Below are 19,151 nucleotides of genomic sequence, written 5' to 3'. Positions count from 1 at the left end.
ACCGGCCGAGGACGGCAGCAACGGCTCCATCCACGCCCACGCCTCATCGGAGACCACCGCTCGATGCTGTCGCATCGCCCGGAGCCTGCCGATCCGGACCGCCAAGATCCGTCAGACACGCCCTAGGCCTCCTCGTCCTCCGCCAGGAAGCTCCAGGTCTCCCGCGGCGGGGTGGCCGCCTGGCCGACCGCGCAGCTCGGCCGGAAGTCGCACCAGGCGCACTGCCGGCCGGGGGCGGCGGGGAAGGCCTGGTCGGGGTCCAGCCCCTCCTCCACCGCCCGGGTGGCGGCGCCGATGTCGGCGGCGACGTCCTCGGCCCGGCGGACGTGGTTGGCCAGCGAGCGGTCGGTGTGCTCGAACGCCGCCACCGTGCCGCTGGGCAGGTGGTGCAGCTCCACCCGCGAGCACGGCCGGCGCAGGGTGCGGCGGACGCCGAGCACGTAGGCGGCCAGGGCGGGTGAGCCGCGGGCGTCGTCGTCGGTGCTCACGCTGCGGCCGGTCTTGTAGTCGACGACGACCAGCTCGTCGCCGCGCTGGTCGATGCGGTCGACCCGGCCCGAGAGGGCGAGGGCCGTCGTGGTGCAGCCGACGGTGCGCTCGGTGCCCACCGGCTCGTCGGTGGGGTCGAGCCCGGCGACGTACTCGGTGAGCCAGCCCGCCGCACGGGCGCGCCAGCGCTCGGACTGCTCGGCGTCCCGGAAGCCGGCCGGCGACCACGCGCTGTAGAGGAGCTGCCGGGCGGCACCGGTCGTCCGCTTGTCGACGGGCAGCTCGAACCACGACCGCAGCGCGGCGTGCACCGCGGCGCCCACGCTGTTGTGCGCCCAGGCCGGCCCCTTGGCCGGGGTGGGACGGTCGACGTAGGCGTAGCGGTAGCGGCGCGGGCAGTCGCTGAAGCAGGCGAGCTTGCTCGGCGTGGCCGGGAAGAGCCGCTTGGGCATGCCCGGCATCTCGAGCTGCGCGGCGCCGGAACTCACGCCGCAGAGGCTAACCGGGCCGCCGACGGTTCCGGCGTCAGTCGGTGAACGGCGCGCTGCCCGTGCCGGCGGCGACGAGCGCCTCCAGCTGCTCGGGATCGGTGGTGCACGCGCCGATCGGCGTCGTCTTGTTGGTGCCGTGGTAGTCGCTGGAGCCGGTGGTGAGCAGCCCCAGCTCCCGGGCCAGGCCGCGCAGGTGCGCGCGTTCCTCGGGGCTGTGGTCGGGGTGGTCGACCTCGAGGCCGAGCAGCCCGGCCTCGGCCATCGCGCGGATGGCGTCGTCGCCGACGACCCGGCCGCGCTTGGTGGCCAGCCCGTGCGCGAACACCGGGACGCCGCCGGCGGCGCGGACCAGCGCGATGCCCTCGCGCACGTCGGTGTCGCGCTTGGCGACGTAGTGGGGGCTGCGCGGGTGCAGCAGCGTGGCGAAGGCGTGGTCGACCGACTCGACGACGCCGGCCTCCACCAGGGCGCGGGCGATGTGCGGCCGGCCGACGACGCCGCCCTCGCTGGCCTCGACGATCCGCTCCCAGCTGACCGGGTAGCCCGCGGCGGCCAGGGCGGCGGCGATCTTCTCCCCGCGGCCGAGCCGCTCCTCGCGCAGCCGGGTGCGCTCGCTCATCAGCGCCGGGTGCTGGGGGTCGAACAGGTACGCCAGCAGGTGGACGCTGATCGGCCGGTCGCCCTCGGGGAACCAGCGGCAGGACAGCTCCATGCCCGGGATGACGGTGAGGCCGGGGGGCCGCTCCGCGGCGGCCATCACCCAGCCGTCGGTGGTGTCGTGGTCGGTCAGGGCGATCACGTCGAGCCCGGCCGCGCGGGCGCCGGCCACGAGCGCGGCCGGGGTCTCGGTGCCGTCGGACACCGAGGAGTGGGTGTGCAGGTCGATCCGCATCGCCGTCCACCCTGCCCGATCCGCGCTGCGGGACGCCGTCAGGGTCCCGTCCCCGGCGGTGGACGGCGCGGGATCGGCTCGGTGTCCTGCCGGTCGACCGGTGGCGGGGGTGGGCGCCGCGGCGGTGGGAGTGGCGGCTCCTCGTCGCCGAGGTCGCCGTTGTCGACGCCGCCCCCGTTGTCGCCCGGGAAGAGCAGCTCGCTGATCTTGCGGTAGAGGACGTCGGCGCGGGGCAGGTAGGTGACCCGGGACAGCGCCTGGTGCTGGCCGGCCGACTCGATGCGGAAGGTGCCGTAGCCGAAGACCTGGCCGAACAGCGTCTCCTGCCAGGTGAGGTCGGTGATCCGCCGCCGCGGCAGCAGGGTGACGGTGCGGACGATGACGCCCGAGGTCAGCAGCATCCGGCGGGGGCTGACGATGAAGTGGCGCATGTACCACTCGGCGACGTGCAGGGCGAGGTAGCCGAGCCCGGCGACGAGCAGCAGCAGCCCGGCCGAGCTGCTGACCCGGTTGTCGGGGTCGAGGGTCAGCAGCCAGAGCCCCAGGACGACGGCGGGCAGCGACTTGGCGACCGGCTCGAACAGCGAGGCCCAGTGCCGCCTCGTGGCGATGATGACCTCCTCGCCGGGCAGGAGGTACTTGGCGACGTCCTTGCGGGCCCGCCGCCCCTCGTACATGGTCCGGTGCCGGCCGGTCCCCTCCGCGGGCCGGGCAGGCGGGCTCACGTCAGACCAGCGAGCCGACGAAGTCCGCGAGGGAGGAGGCGGCGTTGCCCAGGGCGTCGCCGGCGCTGCGGACGAACTCGGCGGAGTTCTCCGGGAACTTGATCACGTAGAAGACCACGAAGGCGACGACCAGCCAGGTGACGACCTTCTTCAAGTTCACCGTCACCTCCGCGTCGGGGCCGCCGGGAGTGGCGGACCGCTTCGTCCCAAGGCTCACACAGGCCCCAGCGGTTCCCGGGCAGGACGCGCCGGGGGTGATCGACTACTTCCCCGGGAGCAGGTGCTCGCTGGGCGGGCCGAGCGGCAGGTCGGGGTACAGGCGGTCGCGCAGGTCGAGCAGCTCGAGCTGCTCGGCGAGCAGCCACGCGGCGTTCATCGGCCACATGACCAGCCACAACCAGACGCCGTAGGCCTCCCCCACGAACGCGGCGCGGTCGTCGGCGGTGGGGACCGCCCACAGCGGCGCCCGCTGCCCGGCGGCCTTGACGTCGACCGACGACGGGCCGGTGATGACGTCGCCGGGGTCGAGCCCGGGCAGGCCGGCGTAGCCGCAGCCGACCCCGGTGCCGGGCTCCTCGGCGACCAGGACGAGCTCGGCCGACCCGCCCAGGGGCGCGGGTCCGGCGGTGTCGACGACGATCGCCCGCGCGCCGGGCTCGCCGCCCCAGGCGAGGCCGGTGACCGTCCAGCCGGTCGGCATGGGGTCGGGCACCCAGGCGGGCACGCGGGCGTCGGCGGTGACGGCGCTGATGGCGTCGTGGGCGATGAGCACGGTGTGGTGCAGCGGGGTCACCGCCCCGTGCAGGTGGCACCAGGCCTGGGCGTCGTGCCCCGGGCGCACGACCAGTTGCTCGCCGCACCGGGGGCACACCGCCGAGACGCTCATCGCCGATCACCGTCCTGGGAGCGGGGGCATCCGTCAAGCCGAGCGCCGCGCCCGGCGCCGGCGGACGGGAGCCGTGCGGGCTGCGTAGCCTGCCGCGCATGCCCTCCCCCGTCCAGCCCGGCCCGGAGCGGCCGCTGGTCCCCTGCGTCGGGGCGGTGGTGCGCGACGCCGCCGGGCGGCTGCTGCTCGTCCGGCGCGGGCAGGAGCCCAGCCGGGGGCTGTGGTCGCTGCCCGGCGGCCGCGTGGAACCGGGTGAGACCGCCGAGCAGGCCGTCGTCCGCGAGGTGCGCGAGGAGACCGGCCTCGAGGTGGCGCCCGGCGCCGTGGTGGGCCGGGTCGTCGTCCCCGCGGACGCGGCCGACTACGACGTCGTCGACCTCGCCTGCACGCCCCTCGACCCGGCCGCCGAGCCGGTGGCCGGCGACGACGCCGACGACGCCCGGTTCGTGGAGCCCGACGACGTGGCGGCGCTGGGCTGCACTCCCCGCCTCGTGGAGACGCTGCGGGCGTGGGGTGTGCTCGGGACCGGCCCTTCCTAGACTCCCCGCTCGTGGACCCCGGGGTGCGGGTGCTGGCGTGGCGACGGACCGACGAGGACGCCGGCCACAGCATGGCCCGCGTCGAGCACCGCGCGGACGGCTGGACCTTCCACGGCAGCGAGGTGCTGGCCGGCCCGGCGACCGTCCTGGCGTGCGGCTTCCGCGTGGAGGTGGACGGGTCGTGGCGCACCCGCGGGGTCGACGCCTGGTCGGTGGCCGCCGACGGTGACCACCGGCTGGCCCTGGCGGCCGACGCCGAGCGGCGCTGGTGGCGCGACGGCGTGCGCGCCCCCGAGCTCGACGGGTGCGTCGACGTCGACGTCGCCGCGACGCCGCTGACCAACACCTTCCCGATCAACCGGCTGGCGTCGCTGCCGGTGGGCGCCTCCGCGACCACGCCGGTGGCCTGGGTCGAGGTCCCGTCGCTGCGGGTGGTGCGGGTCGAGCAGACCTACCGCCGGCTCGCCGGGCGGCGGTGGGAGTACAGCGACGAGGCGCACGGGGCCTTCGAGCTGTCCGTCGACGACGACGGGCTCGTCGTCGACTACACCGGCATGGCCGCCCGCGTCCGGCCCTGAGCGCCGTCCGCCGGCGGCCTGCCCGGCCGGACCGGCCGGGCCGTCGTCACCGGGCCGTCGTCACCGGGCCGCCGTCACCGGGCCGTCGTCACCGGGCCGCCGTCACCGGGCCGCCGTCACCGGCGGGCCGGCTCCGGGCGGCCGGGCTGCTCGCCGCCCCGGCTCTCGCCGTACGACCGCTTGGGCACCATGACCTTGCGCCGGAAGGTGCAGACCACCGTGCCGTCCTGCTTGTAGCCGATCGTCTCCACGTGGACGATCCCGCGGTCGTCCTTCGACTTCGACTCCGTCTTGTCCAGCACGGTGGTCTCGCCGTAGATCGTGTCGCCGTGGAACGTGGGCGCCACGTGCCGGAGCGACTCGATCTCCAGGTTGGCGATGGCCTTCCCCGACACGTCGGGCACGCTCATGCCGAGCAGCAGCGAGTAGACGTAGTTGCCGACGACCACGTTCCTGCCGAAGTCGGTGGTCTCGGCCGCGTAGTGCGCGTCCATGTGCAGCGGGTGGTGGTTCATCGTGATGAGGCAGAACAGGTGGTCGTCGTACTCGGTGACGGTCTTGCCGGGCCAGTGCTTGTAGACCGCCCCGACCTCGAACTCCTCGTAGTACCGACCGAACTGCATCTGCTCGCTCCCGATCTCGGCGCGTGCGGGCGCACGGCGATCGCAGAGCGCGGCTCCACCCGCGGTACGCGGTGCGCCGGCTGCCCACCACGAAGCACCGGTGACCCGTCTGGACGGGCGCCGATCCTACGACCCGCCCGGGCTGCCGTTCCGCGCACGGGGGCGGCCCGGGCGAGGACCGGGTCAGAGCAGCGCACCGATGCGCGCGGCCATGTCGGCCTCGTGCTGCTGGTAGGACGCCGCCACGTTGCTCAGCAGCCCGCCCATGCCGTTCAGCGCGTCGGCGACCCCCTGCGCGGACAGCCGCCACTGCTCGTAGAGCTCGGTGAACCGCGCGGCCGCCTGGCTGTCGGTCCACCCGTCGAGCACCGAGGTGTTGATGCCGGCGGAGAGCGCGGCCTGACGTCCGGTGGCGTCGGCCGCCTCCGCCCGGCACTGGCCCGCCATGTGCTGCAGGGTGGCGATGTCGACCTTCACGGCTCCTCCTGTGCGCCCGGGCCCCTCCCGGTCGACCGCAGACGCTAGGCCGGAGCGGGCCACGCCCCCCGTTGCCGTCCACAACCCCCGAGGTCGTCCACAGATCGACGCCGAGCGGCCCGCGCCCGTGGCCCCGCGGGACACCATCCGCCGGTGACCGAGACCCGCGCCGCGTCCCGGCGGCGGCCGCCGAGCACCCGCTGCTGGACGTTGTGGTCGCCCGACGGCGCCGTCGACGTGGAGCTCACCGCGTCCGACGAGGGGACGCTCGCCTCCGTCCTCCCCGCGCTGGGGCACGCGCTCGGCGCGCCGGTCGAGGGTCTCTGGGCGGGATCGACCCGGCTGCCCGACGACCTCCCGCTGACCGCTGCGCAGCTGCGGCACGGCGCCGCGCTCGGCTGGGGCCGCCCCGGCCCGCGCCCCCCGTCCGACCGGCGCACGAGCGCCCTGGAGCTGCACGTGGTCGGGGGGCCCGAGGCCGGGCGCACCGAGCCGCTCGGGCAGGGCAGGCACGTGCTCGGCCGGGGCGCCGGGGCCCGCTTCCGCCTCGACGACCCGGACGTCTCCCGCCGCCATGCGCAGATCACCGTGGAGTCGGGCCGGATCACCGTGGCCGACCTCGGCTCCACCAACGGCAGCCGGCTGGGCGACACGGACCTGCGCGGCACGCCGACCGCGTGGACCAGCGGGTCGGTCCTGCGCACCGGCGCCAGCGCCGTCACCGTCCGCGGCCCCGAGGGCGGCACGGCCGCCCTGCGCCCCGCGCCCGGGGGACGACAGCGCCTGCGGCTCGCACCGCGGCTGGCCGAGCCGCGCCAGGAGGTGGAGGTCCGGTTCCCGCGGCCACCGGCCCCGCCGCCGCGCCGTCGGCTCGCGTGGATCGCGGTCGCCGTGCCCCTCGTCGCGGGGGTGGCGATGGCCTGGCTGCTGCGCACCCCGCAGTTCCTGTTCTTCGCCCTGCTCAGCCCGGTCATGGCCGTGGGGACGTGGTGGTCGGAGCGCTGGTCGGGGCGCCGCGAGGGCCGGCGGCAGGCCGCCGAGCACCTCGCCGCCGTCGCGGAGGCCGAGCGGCGCCTCGCCGCCGCCGTGAGCGCCGACCGGCTGGCGGTCGAGCTCGCCTCCCCCGACCTGGCGGCGCTCACCACGGCCGCCCGGCGACGCTCGAGCCGGGTCTGGGAACGTCGCCGGGGCGACACCGACGCGCTGCACGTGCGGCTGGGCACGGGGTCCGGTCCGTGCGCCGTGGTCCGGGTGATGCCGGACGGCGACCGCCGGCGGGAGACCGTCGGGCACCTGCCCGTGGTCCTGGACCTCCGCGCGGCAGCGGGCCTGTCCGTCGTGGGGCCGCGGGCCGCGGCCGCGGGTGTCCTCGCCGCCGTGGTCGCCCAGGTCGCCGTCCTGCACGGCCCCGACGAGGTGCAGCTGGCGCTGGTGGCCGACGACGCCTCGGCCCCGGACTGGCAGTGGGTGCGCTGGCTGCCCCAGCTGCAGCACGCGTCGGTCGCCGGGCCCGACGCGGCAGCGGCCGACGAGCAGCTGCGCCGGTGGGTCACCCGCGTCGTGGCGGCCCGGCGCGCCGCCCTGGACGAGCGGGCGGGACCCTCCGCCGGCGAGCCCCGCCTCCCGTGGCTGCTGGTCGTCCTCGCCCGCCCCGTCGACCCCGGCGTCGCGGCGGCCCTGCGAGCCGGGCGGGACGTGGGCGTGGGAGTGCTGACGACCGCGACGACGGCGCAGCTGCTGCCGGCGACCGCCGACGCCGTGCTGGCGCTGGGCGGTGAGACGGGTGCCCGCGGGACCCTGCGCCGCGCCGGGCAGGCCGACGTGCCCGAGGTGGTGGTGGACCGGCTGCCCCGCGGGGTCGCCGACGAGCTGGCGCGCGACCTGGCCGTGCTCGAGCCGGCCGGCGCCGCGGCCACGCTGCCGCGCGAGGTCCGGCTGCTCGACCTCCCCGCCCCCGGCGTCCACCTCGACGACGACGGGCGCACCACCGGTCGCTGGAACCGGGCCCGCGACACCCTGACCGCGCCGGTCGGCCGCACGGCCGAGGGCGTGGTGAGCGTCGACCTCGGCCGGCAGGGGCCGCACGCTCTGGTCGCCGGCACCACCGGGTCGGGCAAGTCCGAGCTGCTCCAGACGCTGATCGCGGGCCTGGCCCTGCACCACCCGCCGGACCGCTGCTCGTTCCTGCTCGTCGACTACAAGGGCGGGGCCGCCTTCGCCGACGCGGTGTCGCTGCCCCACACCGTCGGCCTGGTCACCGACCTCGACGGGCCGGCGACCGAGCGGGCGCTGCGCTCCCTGGGCGCTGAGCTGACCCGGCGCGAGTCGGTGCTGGCCGCGCACGGGGTGACCGACGTGTCCGCGCTGCCCGCGGCCGTGGACCTGGCGCGGCTGGTGATCGTGGTCGACGAGTTCGCGGCCCTCGCCGAGGAGCACCCGTCGTTCGTGCCCGGGCTGGTCGGCATCGCCCAGCGCGGCCGGTCGCTCGGCGTGCACCTGGTGCTGGCCACCCAGCGACCGGGCGGGGTCGTCTCCCCAGAGATCCGGGCCAACTGCAGCCTGCGGATCTGCCTGCGGACGGCCGACGAGGCCGAGGCCCGCGACGTGATCGGGACGAGCCGGCCCGCGTTCCTGCCCGTCGACCTGCCCGGACGGGCGCTGCTGCGCACCGGGAGCGCGCCCCCCGTCGAGTTCCAGGTGGCGCGGGCCGCCACGCCGGTGCCGGAGCCCGACGCCGGCCCCGTCGTCCGGCGCTGGCACTGGGCCGGGGGTGGCCCCGCCGGCCGGGGACCGGGCCGGTCCCGCGGCGGGAGCGACCTCGCCCGGCTGTCCGCGGCGCTGCGCCGGCGCGCGGCCGACGACGGGGAAGGGGCGCCGCACCGGCCGTGGCAGCCGCCGCTGCCCAGCCGGCTGCCGGCCGAGGCGCTCGACGAGGCAGTGCCCGGCCGGCGGTCCGGCGCGCGCCTGCGCATCGGTCTGCTCGACCGTCCCGACGCGCAGGTGCAGGAACCCCTCGAGCTCGACCTGGCCGACGGCGGCGGGTGGCTGGCGGTGGGCGGCCCGCGCAGCGGTCGCACGACGCTGCTGCGCACGGTGCTCGCCGAGGCGGTGCACCGGCGGGCGCCCGAGGAGCTGCACGTGCACGTGCTCGACCACGGCGGCGGGGCGCTCGCCGGCGAGGCGGCCGGCCTGCCGCACACCGGAACCGCGGTGGGCGCCGACGACCCGTTCCGCGCCGTCCGTCTGGTGGCCCGGCTGGGCGAGGAGGTGGCAGCCCGGCGCGCGGGCCGGGCGGCCGGCGCGCCCGCCCCCGCGCTGCTGCTGCTGGTCGACGGGCTGGAGGCGGCCGGTGAGCAGCTCGACCAGGCCGACCCCGGCCAGGGTTCGGCGGCGCTGCTGCGGCTGGTCCGCGACGGCGCGGCCGTCGGGCTCACCTGCGTCCTCACCGCCGACCGTGCGGTGCCCGGGGGCCGGCTGGCGTCCGTGGCCGGCCGCCGGCTGGTCCTGCCGCTGGCCGACCGCGCCGACTACGCCGTGGCGGGCATCCCCGTCCGGCTCGTGCCGGAGGCGCGGCCGCCGGGGCGGGCGCTGCTGGGTGAGGCAGGCCAGGAGTGCCAGCTGGCCCTCCCCCGCCCGGTCGTCCGGGAGACCTTGCGGCCGCCCGACGCCGCGGCGCTGCGCATCGCCGCGCTCCCCGCCGATCCCCGGCTGCCGCTGCCGTCACCGGCGGGCGCCGACGGGCCGGCCGACCCGGCGCTCCTCCCGGTCGGGCCGGGCGGGGACGAGGGCCGCGTCCTGTCCGTGGACCTCCGCCGCACCGGCGGGCTCCTCGTCGCGGGACCACCCGGGAGCGGTCGCACCGCGGCCCTCGAGGCGTTCGCCACACACCTGCGGCACGCCGGGTTCGCGGTGCTCCTGCTCGCGCCGGGACCACCGGCCGACCTGCCGGGCTGGGCGGCGTCGCTGCGGGGCCGCCCCGGAGCGGTCGTCGTCGACGACGTCGCCACGTTCGGCGACGCCCCGTTGCTCACGACGCTGCCGGGCGCCGGCGCCACGGGCCGGGTCGTCGTGCTCGCCGCGGGGCAGGCCGCCGACCTCGGCCGCCACTACCAGGGCCCCCTAGCTGACCTGCGGCGCAGCCGCAGCGGGCTCCTCCTGACCCCCGGCCCCGGTGACGCCGACCTGCTCGGCATCCGGCTCCCGCGCGTGCCCGTCCCCGCGCGCCCGGGGTCCGGCTGGCTCGTCGTCGCCGGCACGCCGCAGCGGGTGCAGGTGGCCCGGCACCGGGACGGGGAGTAGCCGGGTGACGCCGTCAGAGGAGGTCGAGCGCGGGGCCGATCTCCTGCGTCGCGTACCAGGCCAGCTCGTGCCCCTCGGCCTGGTCGACGACGAACTGCGCGTCGTCGCTGCCGAGGTCGGCCTCCAGGACCACGTCGACCGCGGCGCGCACGTCGTCCTCCGCCTCGGCGCCGTCGATGTGGGCGCTGGCCACGTCCCGCAGGGCGATGTCCCCGGCGACCCGGACCGTGCCCCGGTCGGCGTCCGGGTCCCGCGCCGGGTCGTCCCGCAGCTCGACGGCGGGGTCGGGCACGTCGGCGGCCAGCACCACCCGCCGGCGGGCGGCGGTCGGGTCGACGTCGAGCAGCCGCAGGCTGGCGCGGGCCGCGGTCAGCAGCGCCGCGTACTCCAGCTCCTCGGTGTCCGCCTCGGCCTCGCTGACCGCGTAGAAGTCCCGCAGCGCGGGCGTCACCGCGAACGCGGTGTGCGGTCCGGGCAGCCGGCCCTCGTCCACCAGCGTCCGCAGCAGCGTGGTCGTCGCCGGCAGGTACACGCGCACCCGGTTGGCTCCCTTCGTCGGTGGACGGCGACCGTAACGCGGGAGCGCCGGGCCGCGGCGACCGGTCCGCCGGGCTCAGGCCGCCGCGTGGACCAGCTCGGCGACCTCCTGCTCGATGAGGTCGGCCAGGACGTCGACGTCCCCGACGCCGTCCCGGTCGGCGTTGAGGCCGATGAAGACGCGGCCGTCGTAGCTGGTGATGCCGATGGACAACCCCTGCCCGCGGGCCAGGGGCACGACGGGGAACACCTCCAGCACCCGGCTCCCGGCCGCGTAGAGCGGCACCTGCGGACCCGGCACGTTGGTCACGACGAGGTTGAACAGCCGGCGCGACAGACCCCGCGCGGCCCGCACGCCGAGGGCGTGCATGGTCGGGGGCGCGAACCCGGTGAGGGCGATGAGCCGGTCGGCGCCGACCGACTGCCCGTGCAGCGCGACGCCGCGCATCGCGTAGCCCAGCCGCGCCAGGCGGACGCCGGGGTTGGGCTCCCCGACCGGCAGGTCGACCAGGAAGGCGGCCACCCGGCCGCCGGGCGAGGCGTCGGCGTCCTGCAGGGACACCGGCACGAGCGCGCGCACCGACGTCGAACCCGTGACCGGCTCCCCGCGGGAGAGCAGCCACTCGCGCAGCGCGCCGGTCACCACCGTCAGCAGCACGTCGTTGACCGTCCCGCCGTGCAGGCTGCGGACCTTCTTGACGTCCTCGAGGTCGGCCCGGGCCACGGCGACCCGCCGCTGCCGGCCGGTGGTCCGGTTGAGCGGCGTGTGCGGAGCGGGGAAGACCGCCGAACGCGCCGCGCGCAGCAGGTCCCGGCCGATGCCGGCCACCCGCGCCGCGTTGGCCCGGACGTCGGTGACCGCGTGCCGGGCCGCGTCGAGGGCGGCCGTGGGGCGGCGGGCGTACTCCTCGAGCGCCTGCAGGACGAGCGCCGCCGCGCCGGGCGGCCGGGCGGGCGTCCACTCCCCCACCGGGGGCGCGGGTGCGTCAGGTTCGGGATCGAGGAGCACCTGGCCGATGTCGATGGCGCTGAGGCCGTCGACCAGGGCGGGGTGGGTCTTGGTGACGACGGCGACCCGGTTCCCCGCCAGCCCCTCGACCAGGTACAGCTCCCACAGCGGGCGGCTGCGGTCCAGCGGGCGGGACATCAGCCGCGACACCAGCTCCATCAGCTGCGCCTCGGTCCCGGGGCGGGGCAGCGCGGAGCGCCGGACGTGGTAGGTGCAGTCGAAGTCGGGGTCGTCGGCCCAGACGGGGCTGGCCAGGTTGCCGGGGACCTCGAGCACGCGCTGGCGGTACCGCGGGACCAGCGGCAGCCGGGCGGCGACGAGCGCCTCGAGGGGCTCCAGCCCGTCCGGGGGGGCGTCGAGGACGAGCACGCCGCCGACGTGCATCGGGTTGAGCCGTTCCTCCAGGTAGAGGAACGAGGCGTCCAGTGCGGTCAGCCGCTCGACCATCGCTCTCCTCGTGGGCGGGGGCTCCAAAGTACGGCGGGCCGGCCCGAGGCACAGCCGTGTGCGACCACCGTCACCCGGTGGTTCACCCGGCGCGCCGGCGGCCGCCCCACCGGCGCCCGGCCGCAGCGGGCTCGGGGACACCGGCGACCTGCGCGGCCAGGGTGCGCAGGGCGGCTCGCAGCGGCGACGCCGGCGTCACCTCGGCCAGCGTCCGGCCGGCGGCCAGCGCGGCGTCGGTCGCCCGGCGGTCGGCCGGCAGGAAGAACCCGACCGTCCGGCCGGCGAAGCGCTCCAGGGCCTCGGCGATCTCCGTCCGGGCGTCACCCGGCACCGGGCCCCGCCGCACCTGGTTCACGACCAGCACGGGGTCGACCTCCGGCAGGACGTCCGCCAGTTCGCCGAGCGCCCGGACCGTCCGCTGCAGCGCGACCGGGTCCGCCCCGCTCACGCACAGCACCGTGTCGGCGGCCTCCAGCACGGCGAGGGTGGCGCCGTTGCGCCGTGGGGCGGCGGTGTCGAACGACAGCTCCTCGTCCTCCTCTAGGCAGAAGGAGCAGTCCACCACCGTCAGCTCGGCCAGCCGGCGGGCCTCGTCGAGCACCGCGCCCACCGCGCGGGGCCGCAGTTCCGGCCAGCGGTCCGCACGGGCCAGCCCGGTGAGCACCCGCAGGCGCGGGCGGACCGTCCAGGCCAGCCGCGCGAGCGCGCCGACGTCCAGGGTGCCGAGAGCCGCCTGCCGGGCCGCACCGGCCACCCCCGGCGACTCGTCGAGCAGCCCCAGGACCTGGGCGACCACGCCGCCGTACACGTCGGCGTCGACCAGCAGGGTGGGGACGCCGAGCCGGGAGGCCTCGTCGGCCACCCCCACCGCGACGGTGGTCCGGCCCGGCGCGCCGATCGGTCCCCAGACGGCGACGACGCGGCCCCGCCCGGCGGGGTGCTCCGCGGCGACCTCCGGCGCACCGAGCGCGGGCAGCGCGGCCCGCGGGTCGCCCACGTCCCGTCCACCGGTGGGGCCGCGGTCCACCGCCTCCCGCAGCGCGCGGGCGATGGCGCCGGGCTCGGCGTCGGCCGGCAGGACCCGGGCGACGCCGAGCTGGCGCAGCCGGTCGGCGGCACGGTCGTCGCCGGGCTCCACCAGCCCGACGACGGCGACCCCGGCCGCCTCCAGCCGCGCCACCGCCTCCCCGTCGAGCCGGCGCAGGTCCGCCGACAGGAGCGCGGCCTGCCCCGTACCGGTGGCGGCCGCCGCCAGCAGCTCCGAGACGTCGACGCACCGGCGGACGACGGCGACCCCGTGGTCGGCCCGGTCGAGGGCGCCCACCAGCTCCGACTCCCAGGACGCGCCGGTGACGGCGGTGAAGACCTGCACGGCCATCAGTCGGCCGGCTCCGCCGGGGCGTCGACCGAGTCGTGGACGACCACGACCAGGGGCCGCCCGCCGATCGCGGCGAGCACGTCGGAGGCCTCGTCGGCGTCGACCGAGACGACCACCTGGACGGTCGTGGTCGGCGTGGAGAGCACGCCCTCCGACCGGCCGGAGACCGCCTGCACGGGCGCGGAGGACACGACCCGCGTCACCGAGCCGTCCGCCACGGCGGTCGCCCCCGCCGCGGGGTCGGCCACCGCGTACACGTCGACGAGCTGGCCCCGCCGCAGGCTCGGCGGGACGAACCCGGACTGCACCGGCAGCGCGAGCTGCACGAGGTCCTCCGGTTCGACGAGCGCGGACCGCGGCAGGAGCTCCCCGTCCCGGACCGCGCGCGCCAGCGTCCGCCCCTCCGGACGGGTCGTCGTCGACAGGTACGCCTGCCCGGTGCCGTCCAGCCGGACGTCGACCCGCACCAGGTCGTCGGCGGTGAGCACGGTGCCCGCCGCGAGGTCCCCGGATGCCGCCCACACCGGCACGGTGGCGTCCGCGGCCGCGACCACCCGCGCCCCGAGCAGCACCGAGCCGAGCACGAGGAGCACGCCGAGGACCAGCCGCAGGTCGAGCCACCGCGGCGGCCGGACCCGCCGTGGCGACGGTCCGGGCAGCTCCGGGGACGGCCCGGCGCCCGAGCGAGCACCGGCCGAGGGAGCGGGGCGCACGGCGGTCACGCGGAGTTCCTCCGGTTCCTCCCGGCCTCCGGGAGCGCGAGTCGACGTCGACGCCGCCGCTCGGCGTCGATCGGGAGCAGATGATGCGATACGGGCACGGGTGCGTGCATTCGCCGTCCACACGTTCGGGTGTGGACGGTGGTCACCTGCCACCGGTGCGGCTGACACACTGACCCCGACGGACGGAGACGCACCGATGCCCACACCCCGCTTCCTGACCCTCGACGACGTCGCGGAGATCCTCAACGTGTCGTGGTCGCAGGCCTATGCGCTGGTCCGGCGCAAGGAGCTGATCGCCATCCAGATCGGCGGCCGCGGTCAGTGGCGGGTCGAGGTCGACGAGCTCGAGCGCTTCATCCAGCAGAAGTACGCCGAGGCACGGGCCGGGACGGTGCCCGAGGAGCCCGCGCCCGCCGCCCCCGCCGAGCAGGTGACCGGGGCCGACGAGCCGTCGGTCCCCACCGGAGGCCGGCGCCGGCGCTGAACCGCCGGATCACCCGCCCCCGGCCGGCGCGGTCCGCACCACCGACACCGCGCTGAGCGCGACGGCCAGCACCGCGCGCACGGCGCCGGCCCGCCGGGGCTCGTCGAGGTCGTGCAGGGCGAGCTCGAGGAAGTCCGCGCCGACCCGGTCCACCGTCCCGGTCAGCACCGCGCCGTCCCCGAGCACCACCTGCACCGCGCTGCGGTCCCGCGCCAGCGCGCGCACCGCCCACCGCAGGTCCAGCCGGGGCCGCACGGCGCCCCCGTCCGTCGCCGCCGCGGTCTGCCGGCCGAGCCCGCCGACGACGAGCACCGCCGCGGCGGCGACCAGCGCCTCGCGCCCGGCGTCCTCCTCGACCAGCAGCCAGTCGCTGCCGATCTCGACCAGCGTTCCGGTGAGCTGACCGGTCCCGCGGCAGCGCAGCGCGACGGGCGCCCCCAGGGCTCCCGCCACCCGGTCGACCAAGCGCACGGCGCCGACCTCCGAGCGCGCACGCGAGGCCCACTCGGCGCGGTCCGCGGCCGCCCCGGCCTCGTCGAACTGCGCCTGCAGGTCGGCGAACAAGTGCTGCCACCGCATCCGGCACCTCCTCCCGCTCAGCTTAGATCGTCGAAGACTCTTGCGTTTACTTGCATTTGATTGCTTTAGTCTCGTTGCGTCACGGCGAAAGGAGGCGATGTGTCGGGACGACGGCTGCTCGCCACGGCGCTGGCGATGGCCCTGGTCGCGCTCGGGCTGGCGGCTCTCGGCCCCGAGCCCGAGGTCCTCCGTCAGGCGGTGACGCACCCGCAGGGGCTGTCCGACGCGTCCGGGCCGGACGTCGTCGTGCTGGCCTGGGCCGCGCTGCTCGCCTGGTCCGTGTGGGCCTGGGGCGCCGTCGGGCTGGCGTTGACCGCCGCCGGGGCGCTCCCGGGCCTGGCCGGCGCCGCCGCCCGCTGCCTGCTGCGGGTGGTGCTGCCCGCCGGGGCCCGCCGGGCCACGGCCGTGGCGCTGGGCATCGGCATCGGCGCAGGTCTCGGCGCCCCGGCGCTCGCCGTCGCCGCGCCGGCCGCCCCGCCGGTGACGGCGGCGCCCGACTGGCCCCGGACCCCGGCCGGCACGGCGCCGGACTGGCCGCAGGTCGAGGCGCCGGCCGCTGCGTCGGAGGCGCCGGCGCCCGCGGGGGACGAGCACGTCGTCGTGCGCGGGGACTGCCTGTGGGACATCGCCGAGGCGTACCTGCGGCGCACGACCGGAGCCGTACCCGGCGACCGCGCGATCGCCGACGCCGTCACGGCGTGGTGGTCGGCCAACGCCGCGGTGATCGGGCCCGACCCCGACCTGCTGCTCCCCGGCCAGGTGCTCCACCCACCCCGCTCGACCTGACCCCCGAGCAGACCCGGCCCGCGAGGACCAACCGCTCCCGCCGCTCCCCCGGCGTCCGCCACCCGCACCGACCCCACGAGGGAGCCCGCCATGAGCGCACCCACGCCCGCGTCACCCGTCCTGCACCTGACCGTGGTGCCGACCCCGCAACCGCCGCTGGAGGACCAGCGGACCCCGTTGCGGCTCGTGGTGCCGGGCGTCCGGCCGCCCCGCCCCCCGCACCGGCCCGGTCCGCGCCCGCGCTCCGGGCCGGCGGTCGCGGGACCCGACGGCGACTTCGGCCCCACCTGGTCGCTGCGCGCGGACCTCCCCGACCTCCGGCAGTCCGGCCGCCGGCTGCTGGTCACGGCGCTCGAGGCGCTGGCCGGCCGCCGTCCGATGAGCCAGCTCCGGCCGCTGATCTCCCACGGCGTGTGGACCGCGCTGTCCCGGGGCCACCGGCCGCGGTGGTGCACGGTGGGCACCGCCCCGCTGGTCCTCGGTCCGGTCCACGTGTGCGAGCCGGTCGACGGCGTCGCCGAGATCAGCGCGGTGGCCCGCCGGGGCGGGCGCGCCCACGCCCTCGCCGCCCGGCTGGAGGGCATCGACGGCCGCTGGCGGTGCACGGCGCTGCAGATCGGCTGACGCCCCCCGCGGATGACGCCCCTGCCCGCCGGCACCGGAACGGAGGGGTTCAGCAGCAGCGCCCGACCACCGCCCGCTCGCGGGCGTCGGCCCGCCGCCGCTCGAACTCCCGCCGGCTCATCGGCTCGTGACCGTGCGCGGCGCAGTGCTCGAGGTAGCGGTCCCAGCCCGCCTCCCCGCTCCACTCCCGCAGGTACCACCGCACGCCCCGCCAGGCCCGGGCCAGCGAGGCGGCCGGGGAGGCGCTCACGTCCCGTGCCCCGAGCCGCTGCCAACCAGCCGGGAGTGCTCGGCCATCGCGCGTCTCTCCTCGGCGGTGGGGAACAGCCCGGACGGCTCGACCAGCCTCGACGGCTCGGCCGGGACCTCGGTCGTGGGCACGGGACCGCGGGCGCGCAGGGCCCGCCCGATCACCACGACGGCGTTCACCACCACGACGATCACCAGCAGCGCGAAGACCGCCTGCAGGACGCCGTTGAGGGTGGAGTTGAAGACGACCTGCTCCATCTGGGTCTGGTCCTGCGCGGGCGCCAGCACCTCGCCCGCGTCGAGGGCGTCGGCGTACCGCTGACGCTGCGCGAAGTACCCCACGGCGGGGTCCGCGGAGAAGACCTTCTGCCAGCTCGCCGTCATCGTGACGACGAGGTCCCACACCAGCGGCACCGCGGTCACCCACGCGTACCTGATCCTGCCGTGCTTGATCAGCAGGACGGTGACCAGCGTCAGCGCGATCGCGGCCAGCAGCTGGTTGGCGATGCCGAACAGCGGGAAGAGCTGGTTGACGCCGCCCAGGGGGTCGGTCACGCCGACGTAGAGGATGTAGCCCCACAGGCCCACGGTGATCGCGCTGGCCAGGATGTTGCCGGGCCGCCAGGACAGGTCGCCGAACTTCTTCCAGACGTTGCCGATCGTGTCCTGCAGCATGAACCGCCCCACCCGGGTGCCGGCGTCGACGGCGGTGAGGATGAACAGCGCCTCGAACATGATCGCGAAGTGGTACCAGAAGGCCTGCAGGTTCCCGCCGAAGCCCTCCGCCAGGATGTTGGAGATGCCGACGGCCAGCGTCGGCGCACCACCGGTGCGGGAGACGAGGGTGTCCTCCTGGACCGCCGCCGAGGCCGCGGCCAGGTCCTGCGCCGTCGTGTCGAAGCCGAGGCCGTTGACGAACGCGGCGGCGGACTCGGCGGTGCCCCCGGTCGCGCCGGCCGGGGCGTTCATGGCGAAGTAGAGCCCCTGGTCGATGACCACCGCGGCGATCAGCGCGCTGATGGCGACGAAGGACTCCATCAGCATGCCGCCGTAGCCGATCAGCCGGACCTGGCTCTCCTTGGCCACCATCTTCGGCGTCGTCCCGGACGAGATCAGGGCGTGGAAGCCCGAGAGCGCGCCGCAGGCGATGGTGATGAAGACGAACGGGAACAGCGAGCCGGCGAAGACCGGACCGGTCCCCTCCCGGGCGAACTCGCTGACCGCGTCGGCCTGCAGCACCGGCCGGGCCAGCAGCAGGCCGACCGCCAGCAGCACGATCACGCCGATCTTCATGAACGTCGACAGGTAGTCGCGCGGGGTGAGCAGCAGCCACACCGGCAGCACCGAGGCGACGAAGCCGTAGACCACCAGCGCGAGGACCAGCCACTCCCGCGACAGGGTCAGCGCCTCGCCCAGGCCGGTGTCGTCGATCCAGCCGCCGCCGATCACGGCGAGCAGCAGCAGGACGACGCCGATCCCGGTGGCCTCGAGCACCCGTCCGGGTCGGAGCCGGCGCAGGTAGACGCCCATGAACAGCGCGATCGGGATGGTCAGCGCGATGGAGAAGACGCCCCAGGGCGACTCGGCCAGGGCGTTGACGACGATGAGCGCCAGCACCGCCAGGATGATGATCATGATGGCGAAGACGGCGATCAGCGCCGCGATGCCACCGACGATGCCGATCTCCTCGCGCACCATCTGGCCGAGGCTCTTGCCGTTGCGGCGCATCGAGAAGAACAGGACCGTCATGTCCTGCACCGCCCCGGCGAAGATGACGCCGACGATGATCCAGATGGTGCCCGGCAGGTAGCCCATCTGGGCGGCCAGCACCGGGCCCACGAGCGGGCCGGCCCCGGCGATCGCGGCGAAGTGGTGCCCGAAGAGCACGCGCCGGTCGGTGACGTCGAAGTCGATCCCGTTCTCCAGGCGCTCGGCCGGCGTGGCCCGCCGGTCGTCCACCCTCAGGGCGCGGTGGGCGATGAACCGCGCGTAGAAGCGGTAGGCGATCGCGTACGAGCACAGGGCGGCGAAGAGGATCCACAGCGCCGACACCGTCTCGCCCCTGGCCAGCGCCAGGACCGTCCAGGCCACCGCGCCGACCACCGCGACGGCGAGCCAGACCACCACCGACCGCACCGACGGCCGACGGCGGGTGCCGACCGGTCCGTCGCCCCTGCCCGCCTCGTCCCTGCTCACCACCGTAGACATGCGCGCCTCCCGTGCACCGGGCGGCGCCCGGACGGCGCTGCCCGAGGACAGCACGATGGTGCGACGCCCGGGCCTGCTCCACCACTCGGGAGCGCGGCTGCCCGGCCGTCCCCCGGCCGGGCAGCGCCG

The 19,151-nt window shown here is 76.8% G+C and carries 20 protein-coding genes; 6 read left to right on the top strand and 14 right to left on the bottom strand.

Features of this window, described 5'->3' with window-relative positions; all coding sequences use genetic code 11:
* Positions 1–122: 122 nt before the first annotated feature.
* The 5 genes from ACI78S_RS18165 to ACI78S_RS18145 form a co-directional block, all read right to left on the bottom strand.
* Complete coding sequence (locus ACI78S_RS18165; RefSeq protein ID WP_456975877.1) at positions 123–977, bottom strand: RecB family exonuclease; 855 nt, start codon at positions 975–977, stop codon at positions 123–125.
* A gap of 37 nt (positions 978–1,014) precedes the next feature.
* Positions 1,015–1,872: a PHP domain-containing protein gene (locus ACI78S_RS18160; RefSeq protein WP_456975875.1), complete on the bottom strand. Its 858-nt coding sequence runs from the start codon at positions 1,870–1,872 to the stop codon at positions 1,015–1,017.
* 38 nt (positions 1,873–1,910) lie between these two features.
* On the bottom strand, positions 1,911–2,597 hold the full coding sequence (locus ACI78S_RS18155) for a PH domain-containing protein (RefSeq protein WP_456975873.1): 687 nt from the start codon (positions 2,595–2,597) through the stop codon (positions 1,911–1,913).
* 1 nt (position 2,598) lies between these two features.
* Positions 2,599–2,757 (bottom strand): hypothetical protein, encoded by a 159-nt coding sequence (locus ACI78S_RS18150; RefSeq protein ID WP_456975871.1) that lies wholly within the window; start codon positions 2,755–2,757, stop codon positions 2,599–2,601.
* A gap of 102 nt (positions 2,758–2,859) precedes the next feature.
* On the bottom strand, positions 2,860–3,483 hold the full coding sequence (locus ACI78S_RS18145) for a DUF6758 family protein (RefSeq protein ID WP_456975869.1): 624 nt from the start codon (positions 3,481–3,483) through the stop codon (positions 2,860–2,862).
* Positions 3,484–3,581: 98 nt separating this feature from the next.
* Between ACI78S_RS18145 and ACI78S_RS18140 the strand changes: the two genes are divergently transcribed.
* Both ACI78S_RS18140 and ACI78S_RS18135 read left to right on the top strand, forming a co-directional pair.
* A complete protein-coding gene (locus tag ACI78S_RS18140) occupies positions 3,582–4,022 on the top strand; it encodes an NUDIX hydrolase (RefSeq protein ID WP_456975867.1) in 441 nt (146 codons plus the stop codon).
* An 11-nt stretch (positions 4,023–4,033) separates the two neighbouring features.
* Positions 4,034–4,600 carry a putative glycolipid-binding domain-containing protein gene (locus ACI78S_RS18135; RefSeq protein ID WP_456975865.1) on the top strand — a complete coding sequence of 189 codons (567 nt, stop codon included), beginning with the start codon at positions 4,034–4,036 and terminating at the stop codon, positions 4,598–4,600.
* 116 nt (positions 4,601–4,716) lie between these two features.
* Here ACI78S_RS18135 and ACI78S_RS18130 read toward each other — a convergent pair whose 3' ends face one another.
* Complete coding sequence (locus tag ACI78S_RS18130) at positions 4,717–5,223, bottom strand: MaoC family dehydratase (RefSeq protein WP_456975863.1); 507 nt, start codon at positions 5,221–5,223, stop codon at positions 4,717–4,719.
* A 183-nt stretch (positions 5,224–5,406) separates the two neighbouring features.
* A complete protein-coding gene (locus ACI78S_RS18125) occupies positions 5,407–5,700 on the bottom strand; it encodes a WXG100 family type VII secretion target (RefSeq protein ID WP_456975861.1) in 294 nt (97 codons plus the stop codon).
* Positions 5,701–5,853: 153 nt separating this feature from the next.
* Between ACI78S_RS18125 and ACI78S_RS18120 the strand changes: the two genes are divergently transcribed.
* On the top strand, positions 5,854–9,999 hold the full coding sequence (locus ACI78S_RS18120) for an FtsK/SpoIIIE domain-containing protein (RefSeq protein ID WP_456975859.1): 4,146 nt from the start codon (positions 5,854–5,856) through the stop codon (positions 9,997–9,999).
* Between the two features lie 13 nt (positions 10,000–10,012).
* Here ACI78S_RS18120 and ACI78S_RS18115 read toward each other — a convergent pair whose 3' ends face one another.
* The 4 genes from ACI78S_RS18115 to ACI78S_RS18100 form a co-directional block, all read right to left on the bottom strand.
* Complete coding sequence (locus ACI78S_RS18115) at positions 10,013–10,537, bottom strand: DUF6912 family protein (protein ID WP_456975857.1); 525 nt, start codon at positions 10,535–10,537, stop codon at positions 10,013–10,015.
* 75 nt (positions 10,538–10,612) lie between these two features.
* Entirely contained in the window at positions 10,613–11,992 is a 1,380-nt protein-coding gene (locus ACI78S_RS18110) for a WS/DGAT/MGAT family O-acyltransferase (protein WP_456975855.1), read from the bottom strand.
* Positions 11,993–12,074: 82 nt separating this feature from the next.
* Positions 12,075–13,370 (bottom strand): AAA family ATPase, encoded by a 1,296-nt coding sequence (locus tag ACI78S_RS18105; protein ID WP_456975853.1) that lies wholly within the window; start codon positions 13,368–13,370, stop codon positions 12,075–12,077.
* Positions 13,370–14,092 (bottom strand): SAF domain-containing protein, encoded by a 723-nt coding sequence (locus ACI78S_RS18100; protein ID WP_456975851.1) that lies wholly within the window; start codon positions 14,090–14,092, stop codon positions 13,370–13,372. Before ACI78S_RS18100 ends, ACI78S_RS18105 begins: the two co-directional genes overlap by 1 nt.
* Positions 14,093–14,288: 196 nt before the next feature.
* Between ACI78S_RS18100 and ACI78S_RS18095 the strand changes: the two genes are divergently transcribed.
* Positions 14,289–14,576, top strand: coding sequence for a helix-turn-helix domain-containing protein (locus ACI78S_RS18095; RefSeq protein ID WP_456975849.1), 288 nt, complete (start codon positions 14,289–14,291; stop codon positions 14,574–14,576).
* 9 nt (positions 14,577–14,585) lie between these two features.
* Here ACI78S_RS18095 and ACI78S_RS18090 read toward each other — a convergent pair whose 3' ends face one another.
* Positions 14,586–15,155: a hypothetical protein gene (locus ACI78S_RS18090; RefSeq protein ID WP_456975847.1), complete on the bottom strand. Its 570-nt coding sequence runs from the start codon at positions 15,153–15,155 to the stop codon at positions 14,586–14,588.
* 99 nt (positions 15,156–15,254) lie between these two features.
* On the opposite strand from ACI78S_RS18090, the gene ACI78S_RS18085 reads away from it, so the two are divergent.
* Complete coding sequence (locus tag ACI78S_RS18085; protein ID WP_456975845.1) at positions 15,255–15,941, top strand: LysM peptidoglycan-binding domain-containing protein; 687 nt, start codon at positions 15,255–15,257, stop codon at positions 15,939–15,941.
* Between the two features lie 90 nt (positions 15,942–16,031).
* A complete protein-coding gene (locus ACI78S_RS18080; protein WP_456975843.1) occupies positions 16,032–16,565 on the top strand; it encodes an Rv3235 family protein in 534 nt (177 codons plus the stop codon).
* Between the two features lie 49 nt (positions 16,566–16,614).
* Here ACI78S_RS18080 and ACI78S_RS18075 read toward each other — a convergent pair whose 3' ends face one another.
* Both ACI78S_RS18075 and ACI78S_RS18070 read right to left on the bottom strand, forming a co-directional pair.
* Entirely contained in the window at positions 16,615–16,815 is a 201-nt protein-coding gene (locus ACI78S_RS18075; protein WP_456975841.1) for a YbdD/YjiX family protein, read from the bottom strand.
* Complete coding sequence (locus ACI78S_RS18070; RefSeq protein ID WP_456975839.1) at positions 16,812–19,022, bottom strand: carbon starvation CstA family protein; 2,211 nt, start codon at positions 19,020–19,022, stop codon at positions 16,812–16,814. Before ACI78S_RS18070 ends, ACI78S_RS18075 begins: the two co-directional genes overlap by 4 nt.
* Positions 19,023–19,151: the final 129 nt, after the last annotated feature.

The sequence above is a fragment of the Geodermatophilus sp. SYSU D00815 genome (assembly GCF_054050035.1).
Note: the sequence above shows the minus strand (reverse complement) of the source record. Positions and strands in the feature narration are given on the sequence as shown.